We start from the raw sequence: 12,936 nt of genomic DNA on the forward strand, positions 1-12,936 counted from the left end.
ACTGCACCCACCAGTGGCTGCCAATCCACCAAGGCATGGGCCAGCGCCTGAGCGGCAAACTGCCAGCCCAACCGGAGGGCGGCTACTGGCAGTTGCAAGTGATCTACCACAGCCCCCTGGCCATGCTGACCGGCACCCTCACCCCCCGCCAACTGGTGGTCGGTGGTGCCCAGGGCATGCGCTATATCATCCGCGGCACCAGCATTACCGAGCATGGCAGCAGCGACGGCCTGCTGGTCAGCGACCACCTTCCCGCCGTTGAGGTCGGACGGACAGTCTTGACCCCCGAGGATCAGTGATGAACACACAGGCCGGCGATATCGATCGTGGCTTTCTCCGCCAGCAAGAGCATCTGGCCCCTTTACCCATCCCAACCGGGCAACCTCCCCAGGATCTGATGAATATCATCTGGCGCAAGAATCCGGTCTATTTGGATATCGGTAGCTTTGCTATAGGGGGGGATGGATGACCCTCAATCTAGGAAATCTCATATTCATTTGGGCTACTTGGTTGTTCGCGTCAACAGGACAAGTTTGGGAAACTCTTGCATTCATTGCCTTTTCCTCAGCACTGATGGGGACGCTCTGGTATCTGTTTATCAAGCAATGGCGCAAACCACTGACGCCGCCCCTGCGCTTCAACCGCCAGCGCCGCGAGGTCTGCGTGACCGAGCCTGATGGCAACTACTGGTTCGTGCCCTGGGAGCGTGTGCATGCGGTCTCCCCCAGCGCCCTCAGCCTCAACACCGGCGGTGCCAGCAAGCAGGGTGTACTTATCCTCTGGCTGCCGCTCGAAGGGCAGGAGCATGAGGCCTACTCGGAGAACAAACCGGGCTGGGTGATGATGCTCAATACCGGCAGTGGCATGGGTTCCATGGCTCAGTGGGAATGTATTCGCAGCTTTATGGAAATCGGCCCGGACGCGGTGCCTGACGGCTCTGCCATTCGTAACGCAGGCATGAACGTCTGGGAAAGTTACCTGCATGACATCCGCCAGGCGGCAAAGAGCCGGGGCTGGTTACTTGCCATCCTGTGGGAAGGCTTTTTTGGATTGCTGTTCAACACCATCTTGTTAGAACACCTACAAAGAAAGAAGCTTGCTCAGCTCCCCGACCTGACCGCCCCCGAAGTCGTCGAATGGTCAAAACCCTTGCCACCCGAACAATGGGCCAAGCGCTCCCCCGAACTGGAACGTGCCATTGCCGAGCGGGAGGCCGAGTTGGCCAGCGAGCGTGCCACCGCATGAGCCAACCCGCAGCCGGCAGCAGCCGCAAAGGCCTGTTCTCCCGTGACGACTACCTGGCCCCGCCGCATATCCCCACCGGTCAACCACCCAAGGATGTGCTCAATACCATCTGGCGCAAGAACGAAGTGTTTCTTGATATCGGCTCGTACAGCATTGGCTCGGCCGTGATGGTGATATGGCCGCTGCTAGTACTATTCGTCTGGATGGGTTGGTACACGAGCCTTGATTCGTTCTATTGGTTTGGGTTCATGTGTTTTTGTGGTATCCCCATCCTGATCTTGCTGCATAGTCTGACCCAACCTGTTCCGCCCCCAGTGCGCTTCAACCGCCAACGCCGCGAAGTCTGCGTGCCGCAAAAGGATGGCAGCTACTGGATCGTTCCTTGGGAACAGGTAACCGCTGCCGCCACTGCCGTTTCCTCGATAGGCCAGCATGGCAAGACCACCCAGGGACTATTGGTGGTTGGATTCACCAACCCCGACCCGAATGCCAAGGACGAGGATAAGCATTTCAGCCTGGGGTTCAGTTGTGGCGGGGGCACCACCGCCATGTGCCTCTGGGAGTGCATGCGCAGCTATATGGAGATTGGGCCGGAGGTCGTACCGAACTCCCGTCTAGGCAAACAGCCATACGAGGAAACCCAGATAGGCTCCATCGTGACCAGCATGCGCAAAGGCGATATCAAAGACGTTCTGCATGGTTTGTTCTTTGTGATTCTTCTGGGTACTTACTTCGCTGAAAAACTCCAGAACCTGAAATTAGCGCCCCCCCCAACCTGACCGACCCCGCCATCGTCGAATGGTCGCAGCCCTTGCCGCCCGAACAATGGGCTAAACGCTCCCCCGAACTGGAGCGCGGCATTGCCGAGCGCGAGGCTGAGCTGGCGCAAAACAACAGAGCGGCATGAACAGATTGCTGACCGGGCGCTTTGTTCGGCCCGTATCGCGGCTGGAGGTACAGGTGGTTTACCACAGCCCGTTGCCCCTGCTCAGCGGCTCGCAAGGCGACGACGCCATTATCGGTGGCCCCGGTGGTATACGTTTCGCTATTGCTCAGACGGCCTGGTAACAACGCTCTACGCCGATGACCCCACACCCCGTCTGGAGGCTTGCGAGCTCATTAGCCTCACGCCAGAGCAACTGACGCCCAAGGACAACAACACACGATGAATGATTTACCCGAAGCCGGCACGGAGGGATGTTGACCGGCGCTCTGGGTCGGGAACTGGGTATTTTTTGTGGTGGTTTTGCAGAATCCGCGTCGGCCACGAACGCCATGACACCGTGGAAGCCAACAGCTACAGCGAGTTCGAGACCGAAGTCCGCGCCAATGACCGCCTCAACGTAGGAACACTCAGCACCTGAAGATCGGCACTGGGCAGTTCGTCGAGGCGGGTGACGAAATCCATTATTTCGCCGGCAGCAAGGTCGTCATCGACGCGGGCATGGAACTCACTACCAAAGGGGGGAAGCTTCCTCGAGCTCGATTCCAACGGCGTGACGCTGAGTGGCGCCACCATCAAGATGAATTCGGGGCTCTGCCATGAACATCTTCGCCGTCCAGATTCGCTGGGCCGCTGACCAAGACAAGGCCGGCGCCAAACCCAGGCCCGAGCAAAACTGGGGATGGCTCGCCAGCACCGATAATGCCGACATGGCTGCCCTCGCCCGGCACTGGCAAGACCGTATGTTTGCCAACGACCAAGGACAGCGCTCGCTTTATCAATCCCAGGACAACCGCATAGTCGCGCGTCACCTCGGCGAACTGAACGCGTCCCAACGTCCTCTGCTGCTTGGTCCACTGGCCAGCGCGCTCTGCTGGGATGGTCTGGACTGGCAATGGCTCGATAACGAGCAGCCAGGGGAGTACCGTGAGCCCTTCGAAAAACCTTGGTTGTCCATCCCAGAGCCCGATCCGGTACAACGTGCTGTGGCGCACCACAACCTCGAGTTGTGGCTATGGCAGAACCATACGCAGCCGACCACTCGGCTCGCCGAAACCCGGCTGGTAAGCGACTGGCTGGACCATCAACTCGACAAAGCGAAGGAATGGTGATGGCACAGCCAGCCGCAACTGCACTTTCTGCTCCGCTACGGGCTCGACCCCGAACTGGCCGAGCATCCTGCCTGGCCGCCAGCCGACCGGGAAACGTCAGAAGCGCATTTTTCGCGAGTCAGCTCAGTGCTGACTCCAAGCCAGTCTGCACGAGCTTGATCAGATGACATCTTCTCTTTCCCGAAGCCGCTTGCTGCTTGCTCACGCATGGCCTGCACTGTTCGGCCTCCTGCTCAGCGGTTGCAGCACGCTCGGCTCGGTCGGCGCCGATACTTTCACATTGGAGGGCGAACTACCGGCCGATTTCGCGTTAGAGGCTCAGGCGCACTATGGTGTCGCCAACGGCTGCAACGGCCGCGCCCGCACGCGTTCGTTTGAGAGTGACTTCGAAGACAGCCCTCACGCGTATCGATTCAGAATACCGGTCAACTACCGCGACGGTCTTTGCGAGATGCGCCTGGCTCGCGTAGGCCTGTTCATTAATGGCCGCTACGGGGACAAGGATTGGCAACGCACCTACGACAATGGAGGGCTGGAGCTGGTCGACACGCTGCCGGAAGGTGCGCCGCGATTCGATGGCAGCGGAAGATTGAGCAAGACGGCTGAATGTACTTGGTTTTTTCAACTCAGCCGAGCTCACTCTCGGAAAGGTGAGATCAGCAAACTCCTTAGTTGCAGCGGTGCAGGTGCGTACCTGGCAAATCAAACGCTGCCCGGAAAATTCGTCAACCTCTCGTTTCAAGTCCAACAGGAAGAGCGACCTGCAAGACGGAATACATGGCTCAGTACGGCTCGAGGCTGGAAACCATGTGTACCGAAGGTGGGATGGCAGCAGTGCCAAGAGCCGCCTGTATTCGGCACGTTTAGAATGAATGGCAGAGAGTGCACCGTTTACCCGAACTGCAAGGAGTGATCTGGATGATCAAACAGCCATGGAAGCGCTTGCTTGCTCACGCATGGCCTGCACTGTTCGGCCTCCTGCTCAGCGGTTGCAGCACGCTCGGCTCGGTCGGCGCCGATACTTTCACTTTGGAGGGCGAGCTACCGGCCGATTTCGCGCTGAAAGCACAAGCGCATTACGGCGGGTTCGAGGGATGCAGTGACCGCGGCCATGTGAAGCGCTTCAAGAAAGAATACGAAAAGGTGCCGCATGGGTATCAGTTCGAGATTCCGGTTAGTTATCGCGACGGGCTTTGTGAACTGCGACTGTTCAGGGTCGGGATTTTTATCCACGCGAAGTACGGAGAGCAGGATTGGCAAAGGACTTACGATAACGGCGAGTTACTGGTAGTTGCTACTGGTGACAGCAAGAGTCTCGTTAGCGACCCCACAGCCATACATTCTGAGTGCTCATGGTTTTTCCAAGAGAGCAAACTAAACCTAGAAATATCCAAAATATTGATCTGCAAGGGAGCAGGAGCTCGACTGAACAGAAAGCAGCTTCCTCAGCAGACCGTCATGCTGACTTTCACGGTAAGCCCTGGAGAAAAACCTTATCGAGATAATACTTGGATAGAATTCCCAGAAGGGTGGCGGCCGTGTCTACCCAAGAAAGGATGGCAGCAGTGCCAAGAGCCGCCCGTATTCGGAACGTTTAAAATGGATGGCCAAGAGTGCACAGTTTACCCGAACTGCAAGGAGTGACCCGGGATGATCAAAGAGCCATGGAAGCGCCTGCTTGCTCACGCATGGCCTACGCTCGGCCTCCTGCTCGGCGGTTGCAGCACGCTCGGCTCGGTCGGCGCCGATACTTTCACATTGGAGGGCGAACTACCGGCCGATTTCGCGTTAGAGGCTCAGGCGCACTATGGTGTCGCCAACGGCTGCAACGGCCGCGCCCGCACGCGTTCGTTTGAGAGTGACTTCGAAGACAGCCCTCACGCGTATCGATTCAGAATACCGGTCAACTACCGCGACGGTCTTTGCGAGATGCGCCTGGCGCGCGTAGGCCTGTTTATTAACGGCCGCTACGGCGACAAGGATTGGCAACGCACCTACGACAATGGAGGGCTGGAGCTGGTCGACACGCTGCCGGAAGGTGCGCCGCGATTCGATGGCAACGGAAGATTGAGCAAGACGGCTGAATGTATATGGCTGTTTCAGCTTAGCAAAGCACATTCCCGTAAAGGTGAGGTCAGTAGGCTGCTGAGCTGTAACGGGGCTGGAGCCCATCTTGCAATTAGCGAACTAATAAATAAAACCGTAGAACTTGATATCAGTATCAGTACCACATACAAACCATACCTACGAGGGTATTGGTTAAAAACACAACATGGTTGGAAACCTTGCACAGGGCGGTGGGGCACTGATTACGAAGAACGCTGCACAGAACCACCTCAATTTCGCACATTTAAAATGAACGGCCGCGTTTGCTCCGTTTTCCCAAGTTGCACGGAGCAATAACGGATGGACTTTTCGACAAGCACCGTCAGTCTAGAATGCCCTAACCGCCAAAAAGGAATTAGTTTTCGGCTAGTAAACGAGCACGGAATTGGAACTGCTTATACTTTTTTCTGTAGTCGCTACCTACGCGCTTGCGCATGGCCTGCACTCTTCGGCTTCCTGCTCAGCGGTTGCAGCACGCTCGGCACGGTCGGCGCCGATACTTTCACATTGGAGGGCGAACTACCGGCCGATTTCGCATTGAAAGCCCAAGCGCATTACGGCGGGCCCGGCGGATGCAGTGACCGCAGGCATGTGAAGGGTTTCAAGAAAGATTACGAAAAGGTGCCGCATGGGTATGAGTTCGAGATTCCAGTTAGTTATCGGGACGGACTTTGCGAGCTGCAACTGACTAGGGTCGGGCTTTTTATTCATGCGATGTACGGAGAGCAGGATTGGCAACATAGCTACGATAACGGCGGGTTAGTGGTTGTTGAAGAACTTCCGCCAAACACCCCAACTTATCAAGCAGACGGAGCTTTAGCTAAAACAGCTAAATGCTCTTGGCTATTCCAAATGAGTAAAGCCCAATCACGCCGCGGAGAAATCAGCAAGATCCTTAACTGCACGGGCGCCGGCGCATTTCTTCTACGCACAGCATTAGCAAGCAAAACTGTACAGATCCAATTCGAGCAAAGCGGCGAAGACCGTCCCTATTACCGTGATTACTGGCTAAAAACAAAATCCGGATGGAAGCCATGTACGGGCCGCTGGGGAACAAGATTTGAGGAGTTCTGCACAAGTCCCCCGCAATTTCGCACTTTCACGATGGATGGCGGCACATGCACGGTCTATCCAAACTGCACGGAGTGACTAACGGATGAGTAACTCAACCTCGCAGGCCCTACTGCGATGCCCGAGTCGCTTGGCAAGGGTAAGCTTTCGTTTAGTAGACGAGCATGGAAGCGGCAAACCCTACGCTGGGCTGGCGTACCGAATTACAGATCGCCATGGGCTTGATTGCTCCGCGACCCTAGACGAAGACGGCTATGCACAGGTGGATAACGTTCACGGAGGGCCCTTGGTTGTATCTTTTCCGAGCGGTTATGACGGCAGCGACCCGTGGTATAGGGGTTTAATCACTAGGGAACATTTCCCAATCTCTATTTCAGCTCTTCAAGTTGCAGCTGAACAATCGCCTGCCGGTGCTCGGCGTACTAACGGGAAGACCTATCTCGCGCAAGAACGCGCCGCGAAGGAAGATGCTTATTTCTTACGGGCGGAAGTAAGCGATTTCGTAACGAGCAAGGGCCATCTTCCGTTGCCAGATCGAGAGTGGACGACATCGTCTACGCTAAAACAGAACGCAGGCTCAGCAGCAGCCCAACCCGGTGTTGCGCTTGGATGTAACAGGCACCATGTCATCGAAATCAAGGCGCTACGCGCGTATAGCCCGCTGCTTTCCCGCGGCGCCGAGTTCTGCGCGCTGAACGCCTATCACCTGGCCGTCATGAGCGCCTTTGTCTATGCACCATTCAGTACGGCTAGCAAACCTTACGCCTCGGCGCCGCCGCCCTACTCTACGCTTGGCAGCATCGGATACGTACTTCAGATCCAGCTAGGGCGCCGGATTCGGCCAACGCAATTCAATACCGCCTCCCCCTATCACCTGCTCTGCGAAGAAGTGCCTTATTCGAAGCGTCTCGAAATCATGCCATACGATCCGGCGCGCTATGAAAAGGAAGCCCAAGGGGGCTGGCGAAATCTCGAGGACGTGCACTTCCTGTGCGACACGGATAACGAAACAGACACCGATACCCAGGCATTCATTACCCATAACGACAAGGTCATACTGATTTCCGTCCGCGGTACGCAGGAATTTTTGGCCGACGCCAGTCGAGACGCAGATGCACGCCAGGTGCCGTACGCAGAAGGTGAAGGCCAGGCGCATCGCGGCTTCTATGAAGCCTTTCAAGCAACGAAACCATTCATCGGGCGCTACCTCAACGCCTTTTATACTGGCGAGCAAACACTAGTGGTCTGTGGCCATAGCCTCGGCGGCGCGATCGCCCTGCTATTGGCGGAATGGTTGCGCAGAGAATGGTCGAGCGATATCCAGCTCTACACCTTCGGCGCCCCACGCGCCGCTGACGCGGCCTTCGTCAAGGCGGCTCAATCTCTTTCGCATCACCGTATCGTCAACCACAACGACCCGGTGCCCGCCCTCCCACTGCCATGGATGGATGCCGAATGGAAGCTGGCGCTTCCCGGCGCGGCGTTAGCGTACAGCTCACCGGTCATTGGCGCTGCGTTGCTGCTGGCGGGAATCGTCAACCTTCAAGGCGATCCCTACGAGCATCACGGCGAGCAGTGGCATTTCATGCCACGCACGCCCGGCGCCAGCAGCGAGGCGGCGATCCTCTGGCAGCCGGGTTGCGCGCTGATTAGCGACCAGACCTGCGCTCGAACCATCGGCGAGATCGGCCTGGATGGCGATATGCCGAAGCGCGTTGCCCTCGCTGGATCCCAACATTTGAGCGACAGCGGCTATGCGCGGGCGGCGCTAACCAACCTGCTGCGCTGGCATACCAGCGTGAAAGAGCGCAACGGCCGGCTGTTCACCGATGTCGAGATCCGTGACATCTACGCCCAGCTTCTGAGCACTGCACAGCTGCTGGAAAGCTGGCAAGCACGCTCATTCAATGAATTCCGCTGGGAAATCAGACGCAGGGGTGAGATGCGCTTCCATGGCAAGACAGACCTCGAACTGCGCGCCATCTATGCCGATGCGGTGGAACAGGGCGAACGTGTTCGAGCCGAACAAAGCCCCGCCCTGACTCGCACGCAACAGCGCCTGCTCGCCCAGGCGGAGCGGGTAGTGACACCCCGCGGTGTCTTTGGAGAGCACGCGGAGCGGCCAGATCTGCCAGAGCTGGTCGCGCAGTGGGGTGCCATCGAGGACAACCAGAATGCGGAACGGCAGGCAGCCAACGCACCACGCGGTGCGAGCGCAATCGCCTAGCGCCTGGCCCCGCATTTATAGCCCCAGCTCTCGTTTCCGACCCAGTCCCGCCCGGTTTCGTGACCTCGTTCACCCACACGGACACCTGGGTGAACTTCAATGCTCAGCCTGAGTCCCGCCGCGCGCCACGTCGCTGCGCGGGCCGCCTGCCCACACGCTTTCAAGGAGGAAATCGCGTGCTAGCCCGCTATTGCGCCCCCGTCTTACTCGCCGCATCCCTCGCCCTTGCCGGCTGCTCCGGCAACTACAAGTTCAACGACGATGACTATCGTCCGTTGGGCGATCCGCAGGCCTCCACCCGCCGCAACTGATCCACCAGGAGCACAGAACCATGGAATTGGTTTTCGATATGGTCAGCGCCCAGCAGTTCGTGCCGGGGCTGATCAGCAGCAAGACATTCAAACAGGCCGGCGGAATCATCGGGCGGAACCAGGATTGCGACTGGGTCATCCCGGACCGCAAGCGTGTACTGTCCGGGCGTCACGCCGAAGTGAGCTACCGCAACGGCGCCTTCTTCCTTACCGACACCAGCAGCAACGGCATCCTGCTCAAGGACACCGGCGCCAGCCTGATGAAGGGCCAGGCTCAGCGTATCGAGCACGGTAGCGTGTATTGCCTTGGCGATTTCGAAATACGCGCGCGATTGATCCAGGACCCAGCCGCGTTCGATGGCGAGCTGGGCCGACCGCAACCGGCCGGTAGCATCATTCCGGACGATGCCTTTCTTGATCTCGATCCGCTGACCGCCATGGATCAGCAGGAACGGGTATACGCCCAGGTCGATGACCTGGCAGCGGTATTGGCACCGCCTCGGGCGCATGCCCAGCAGCGCGACTACGCCCAGATCGACGAGGAGAATCTGCAGGTCCCGCAACTGGTCGCCGCCCCGCCGGCAACGCAGGCCAAACCCATGCCTGAACCTGAGCAGCTGAACGCCGACTTTTGGACGCGCTTCGGCCAAGCGTTGGGCGTCCCGCTCGATGATCTTGACGAGGAGGCCCGCCAGGCGCTGGCGCTCAAGGCAGCCGCCCTGCTCCGGCAGTCAGTCGGCGGGCTGCAACAAGCGCTCCGCACCCGCAGCGAGCTGAAAAACGAAATGCGCCTGTCGCTGACCACCGTACAAAGTGCCGGTAACAACCCGCTCAAGCATGGCGTCGACAGCTGCGAGGCGCTCAACCAATTGTTACGCGGCGGCAAAAGCGGGCAATTGCCAGCGGAACAGGCTGTCGGACGCGCCTTCCGCGACCTGCAGGCACACCAGGTTGCGCTGGTCGCCGGCAGCCGCGCCGCGGCCAAGGCGATGCTCGAGCAGCTCGCGCCCGAGCAACTGGTCATGCGCTTCGAGCGCGACCGAAAACCCATGATCGCCACGGCGGGAAGCCGCTGGCGTGCCTACCGGCGCTTGCACCAGCACTTGCAGCAGGACGACGACTGGAGCGAGCGCCTGTTCACCCGCGATTTCGCACAGGCCTACGAGGAGCAGGTCCGCCTTATCGCCACCCTCAATACCGACCTTCAAGGATGATGCCCATGTCTCGCTTTTTTTCCGCTGCATTGCTAGCGGCGCTGACTCTTGTCGGCGGCTGTTCGGCGCTTTCGCCCAATTCCAGCCTGACAAAGCTGGACCTGACATTGCACGGTAGTGACCGGCTCAACCCCGACCTCAACGACCGGCCCTCGCCAATCGTGGTGCGTCTGCTCGAACTCAAGCATCCGGTGGCCTTCGAGAACGCCGATTTCTTCTCGCTCTACCAACGCCCCAAGGAAGTCCTCGCACCCGACCTGGTGATTCAGGAAGAGCTGGAATTGCGCCCGGGTGAGCAGCGCGACCTGAAGGTCTACGTGCAGGACGGCAGCCGCTACGTGGGTGTACTGGCCGCCTATCGCGACCTCCCCGAGTCGGATTGGCGCTTCGTGATTCCCATCCGGCACAGGGCCCAGAACCGCATCGAGCTGCGCCTCGACGAGCGCGGCATCCAGCCGGTCGACCCGCTCGCCAAGGAGTCCGGGCGATGAGCATGAACAAGGTGGTCTGGCAGGAAGGCATGCTGCTGCGCCCACAGCACTTCCAGCAGAACGACCGTTACTACGATGCGCAGCTCAAGCAACGCACCCAGAAGCTGGGCCATTACGCGTGGGGCTTCTTCGAGCTGGAGATCGACCGTCAGTTTCTGAACATGGGCAAGCTGGTGGTGAGCCAGGCCAATGGCCTGCTGCCTGACGGCAGCCTGTTCGAGATCGGTGCCGAGCGCGAACCGCTCGCCCTCGATGTACCGCCCAATACGAGCAACACACCGGTCTACCTGGCGCTGCCCTTGGTCACCGGCAATCACATCGAATGCCGGCGCCCCGAGCAGAAGGACGTACTGGCGCGCTACACCGCCTTCGATGAAGAGGTCACCGACTCCAACGCCGGGGACACGAGCAGCAGCCAGGTCAGCACTGCAAGGCCGGACTTCCGCCTGCTGCTCGGTGAGCAGCAGAGCGATCAGGCCTATGTGAAGCTCAAGCTGTGCGACATCCTCGACACCACACCGGACGGCGTGATCAGCCTGGATACGGAATACATTCCGACCTTTGTCGACTTCCAGGCGTCGAGCTACCTGCTGTCTTGCCTCAAGGAAGTGATCAGCATGCTCGGACACCGCGGCGACATCCTCGCCGAGCGCATCCGTGCCACCGGCAAGGTGGGCGGTGCAGAGGTGGGCGACTTCATGATGCTGCAGCTGATCAACCGCTACGAACCCGTGCTGCGTCACTACCTTGGCATCGACCGAGTCCACCCTGAACAGATCTATCGGGAACTGCTGGGTCTGCTTGGCGAATTGGCGACCTTCTCGAGTGAGACCAAGCGTCCGCGCCTGGAGGGCCGCTACCTGCACAACGACCAGGGCGTGTCGTTCCGCAAGCTGATGGATGCGATCCGCCAGGTGTTGTCGATGGTCCTGGAGCAGCACGCCATCGAACTCCTGTTGCAACAGCGTCAGTACGGCATCCAGGTCTCGCCGCTGCATGACCACAAGCTGCTGGGCAGCGCCTCGTTCGTGCTCGCCGCCAGCGCCCAATGCGACTCGGAGGAGCTGCGTACGCGCCTGCCGGCGCACCTCAAGGCCGGCCCGGTGGAGCGGATCCGCCAGCTGGTGAACCTGCACCTGCCCGGCATCAAGGTCAAGCCGCTGCCGGTGGCACCACGGCAGATCCCTTTCCACGCCGGCAAGACGTACTTCGCGCTCGAGCTCAGTTCCGAGGAGCTGGCGCAACTCGAGCGCTCCGGCGGCTTCGCCTTCCACGTGTCCGGGGAGTTCTCCGGGCTTGAGCTGAAATTCTGGGCGATCAGGAACTGACCGACATGATCAGAGAAATGGACTACGCACAGGATGACAAGACCGTCATCCTCAATCGCCACGGCGACGCCCCGGCGCAAAGCCCGCTGACGGATTTCAGCGCGGCGCCCAAATTCGAGCAGCTCGAAGAACGCATGATCTACGCGGCGCGCCTGCGCCCGGCGGAAACCTTCAATATCAGCCTAAACCCCCTGGTCGCGGCCGCCTCCTCGCTGCTCTCCGAAGTCGTGCGGCTCAAGCACAGCTACGAGGGCGAGGATCTGCAGGCGCTCAACCAGCGCCTCTCGAGCGAACTGAAACTGTTCGAGCATCGCGCGCTGCACGATGGCGCCGAAAGCAGCCAGGTCATGGCCGCACGCTACGTGCTCTGCACCGCCGTCGACGAGGCGGTCGTCACCACGCCCTGGGGCAATGAGAGCGAGTGGTCGCAGATGAGCCTGCTGTCTTCGTTCCACAACGAGACCTTCGGCGGGGAGAAATTCTTCCAATTGCTCGAGCGGCTGTCCCGCAATCCCGTCAAACACCTGCCGATGCTGGAGTTGATGTACCTCTGCCTGTCGCTGGGATTCGAAGGCAAGTATTGGGTGATGCCACGCGGCATGCTCGAGCTCGAAGCGGTACGCGACAGCCTGTACCGGCAGATCCGCCAGCTTCGCGGCGACGTGCCCCGTGAAGTGTCTCCGCACTGGCAAGGGCTCAAGGACACCCGCCGGCGCCTGGTTCGCATCGTCCCGTGGTGGATGGTTGCGCTCTTCACCCTGACCTGCCTGGGCATGCTGTATGCCGGTTTCGCCTGGGTACTGGGCGAACAGCGCAACGCCATTCTGCAACCTTACCAATCCACCGATCCGACCCTGCAGGTCGAGCCCAAGCCGTAACAAGGACGTG

At 59.4% G+C, this 12,936-nt stretch carries 15 protein-coding genes and 2 pseudogenes; all 17 read left to right on the forward strand.

The genetic code is table 11. The features are described 5' to 3' along the window. Positions 1-35 precede the first annotated feature (35 nt). The 17 genes and pseudogenes from AC4LFW_RS16915 to icmH all read left to right on the forward strand — a co-directional run bounded on the left by AC4LFW_RS16915 (position 36) and on the right by icmH (position 12,926). Positions 36-299: a hypothetical protein gene (locus AC4LFW_RS16915; protein WP_491820539.1), complete on the forward strand. Its 264-nt coding sequence runs from the start codon at positions 36-38 to the stop codon at positions 297-299. After that, the gene (locus tag AC4LFW_RS16920; RefSeq protein WP_491820540.1) at positions 299-469 is read left to right on the forward strand and encodes a hypothetical protein; all 171 of its coding nucleotides are present in this window, start codon (positions 299-301) and stop codon (positions 467-469) included. Before AC4LFW_RS16915 ends, AC4LFW_RS16920 begins: the two co-directional genes overlap by 1 nt. 104 nt (positions 470-573) lie before the next feature. After that, positions 574-1,245, forward strand: a complete 672-nt coding sequence (locus tag AC4LFW_RS16925) for a hypothetical protein (RefSeq protein ID WP_491820542.1) — start codon at positions 574-576, stop codon at positions 1,243-1,245. Continuing rightward, positions 1,242-2,152, forward strand: a pseudogene (locus AC4LFW_RS16930) (DUF6708 domain-containing protein). The gene AC4LFW_RS16925 and the pseudogene AC4LFW_RS16930 overlap by 4 nt, the downstream one beginning before the upstream one ends. Beyond that, positions 2,149-2,313 carry a hypothetical protein gene (locus AC4LFW_RS16935; protein ID WP_491820543.1) on the forward strand — a complete coding sequence of 55 codons (165 nt, stop codon included), beginning with the start codon at positions 2,149-2,151 and terminating at the stop codon, positions 2,311-2,313. Before AC4LFW_RS16930 ends, AC4LFW_RS16935 begins: the two are co-directional and overlap by 4 nt. A 182-nt stretch (positions 2,314-2,495) precedes the next feature. After that, a pseudogene (locus AC4LFW_RS16940) lies at positions 2,496-2,780 on the forward strand (type VI secretion system tip protein VgrG); the annotation flags it as partial. Positions 2,781-2,787: 7 nt separating this feature from the next. Beyond that, positions 2,788-3,300, forward strand: a complete 513-nt coding sequence (locus AC4LFW_RS16945; RefSeq protein WP_491820544.1) for a DUF4123 domain-containing protein — start codon at positions 2,788-2,790, stop codon at positions 3,298-3,300. Positions 3,301-3,463: 163 nt separating this feature from the next. Continuing rightward, a complete protein-coding gene (locus AC4LFW_RS16950) occupies positions 3,464-4,213 on the forward strand; it encodes a hypothetical protein (RefSeq protein WP_491820545.1) in 750 nt (249 codons plus the stop codon). Between the two features lie 5 nt (positions 4,214-4,218). Next, positions 4,219-4,944, forward strand: coding sequence for a hypothetical protein (locus AC4LFW_RS16955; RefSeq protein ID WP_491820547.1), 726 nt, complete (start codon positions 4,219-4,221; stop codon positions 4,942-4,944). Between the two features lie 6 nt (positions 4,945-4,950). Then, entirely contained in the window at positions 4,951-5,703 is a 753-nt protein-coding gene (locus AC4LFW_RS16960) for a hypothetical protein (RefSeq protein WP_491820549.1), read from the forward strand. 3 nt (positions 5,704-5,706) lie between these two features. Next, positions 5,707-6,555 carry a hypothetical protein gene (locus AC4LFW_RS16965; RefSeq protein ID WP_491820550.1) on the forward strand — a complete coding sequence of 283 codons (849 nt, stop codon included), beginning with the start codon at positions 5,707-5,709 and terminating at the stop codon, positions 6,553-6,555. A 52-nt stretch (positions 6,556-6,607) separates the two neighbouring features. Beyond that, positions 6,608-8,704, forward strand: coding sequence for a lipase family protein (locus AC4LFW_RS16970; RefSeq protein ID WP_491820551.1), 2,097 nt, complete (start codon positions 6,608-6,610; stop codon positions 8,702-8,704). 176 nt (positions 8,705-8,880) lie between these two features. Next, entirely contained in the window at positions 8,881-9,015 is a 135-nt protein-coding gene (locus tag AC4LFW_RS16975) for a type VI secretion protein (RefSeq protein WP_423705596.1), read from the forward strand. Between the two features lie 20 nt (positions 9,016-9,035). Continuing rightward, positions 9,036-10,229, forward strand: coding sequence for a type VI secretion system-associated FHA domain protein TagH (tagH, locus tag AC4LFW_RS16980; protein ID WP_243607702.1), 1,194 nt, complete (start codon positions 9,036-9,038; stop codon positions 10,227-10,229). Positions 10,230-10,234: 5 nt separating this feature from the next. Next, the gene (tssJ, locus tag AC4LFW_RS16985; protein WP_459704976.1) at positions 10,235-10,720 is read left to right on the forward strand and encodes a type VI secretion system lipoprotein TssJ; all 486 of its coding nucleotides are present in this window, start codon (positions 10,235-10,237) and stop codon (positions 10,718-10,720) included. Beyond that, positions 10,717-12,048, forward strand: coding sequence for a type VI secretion system baseplate subunit TssK (tssK, locus tag AC4LFW_RS16990; RefSeq protein WP_491820552.1), 1,332 nt, complete (start codon positions 10,717-10,719; stop codon positions 12,046-12,048). Before tssJ ends, tssK begins: the two co-directional genes overlap by 4 nt. A 5-nt stretch (positions 12,049-12,053) precedes the next feature. Then, a complete protein-coding gene (gene icmH / locus AC4LFW_RS16995; RefSeq protein ID WP_491820553.1) occupies positions 12,054-12,926 on the forward strand; it encodes a type IVB secretion system protein IcmH/DotU in 873 nt (290 codons plus the stop codon). Positions 12,927-12,936 lie beyond the last annotated feature (10 nt).

The organism is Stutzerimonas sp. C6.4V, from assembly GCF_058536345.1.

Excerpts from the sequence above, each read along its gene's own strand:
- AC4LFW_RS16915 (WP_491820539.1), top strand. The coding sequence starts at position 36 with ATGGGCCAGCGCCTGAGCGGCAAACTGCCAGCCCAACCGGAGGGCGGC.
- AC4LFW_RS16945 (WP_491820544.1), top strand. The coding sequence starts at position 2,788 with ATGAACATCTTCGCCGTCCAGATTCGCTGGGCCGCTGACCAAGACAAG.
- AC4LFW_RS16955 (WP_491820547.1), top strand. The coding sequence starts at position 4,219 with ATGATCAAACAGCCATGGAAGCGCTTGCTTGCTCACGCATGGCCTGCA.
- AC4LFW_RS16935 (WP_491820543.1), top strand. The coding sequence starts at position 2,149 with ATGAACAGATTGCTGACCGGGCGCTTTGTTCGGCCCGTATCGCGGCTG.
- AC4LFW_RS16950 (WP_491820545.1), top strand. The coding sequence starts at position 3,464 with ATGACATCTTCTCTTTCCCGAAGCCGCTTGCTGCTTGCTCACGCATGG.
- AC4LFW_RS16920 (WP_491820540.1), top strand. The coding sequence starts at position 299 with ATGAACACACAGGCCGGCGATATCGATCGTGGCTTTCTCCGCCAGCAA.
- tssK (WP_491820552.1), top strand. The coding sequence starts at position 10,717 with ATGAGCATGAACAAGGTGGTCTGGCAGGAAGGCATGCTGCTGCGCCCA.
- tssJ (WP_459704976.1), top strand. The coding sequence starts at position 10,235 with ATGTCTCGCTTTTTTTCCGCTGCATTGCTAGCGGCGCTGACTCTTGTC.
- AC4LFW_RS16925 (WP_491820542.1), top strand. The coding sequence starts at position 574 with ATGGGGACGCTCTGGTATCTGTTTATCAAGCAATGGCGCAAACCACTG.
- AC4LFW_RS16960 (WP_491820549.1), top strand. The coding sequence starts at position 4,951 with ATGATCAAAGAGCCATGGAAGCGCCTGCTTGCTCACGCATGGCCTACG.
- tagH (WP_243607702.1), top strand. The coding sequence starts at position 9,036 with ATGGAATTGGTTTTCGATATGGTCAGCGCCCAGCAGTTCGTGCCGGGG.
- AC4LFW_RS16965 (WP_491820550.1), top strand. The coding sequence starts at position 5,707 with ATGGACTTTTCGACAAGCACCGTCAGTCTAGAATGCCCTAACCGCCAA.
- icmH (WP_491820553.1), top strand. The coding sequence starts at position 12,054 with ATGATCAGAGAAATGGACTACGCACAGGATGACAAGACCGTCATCCTC.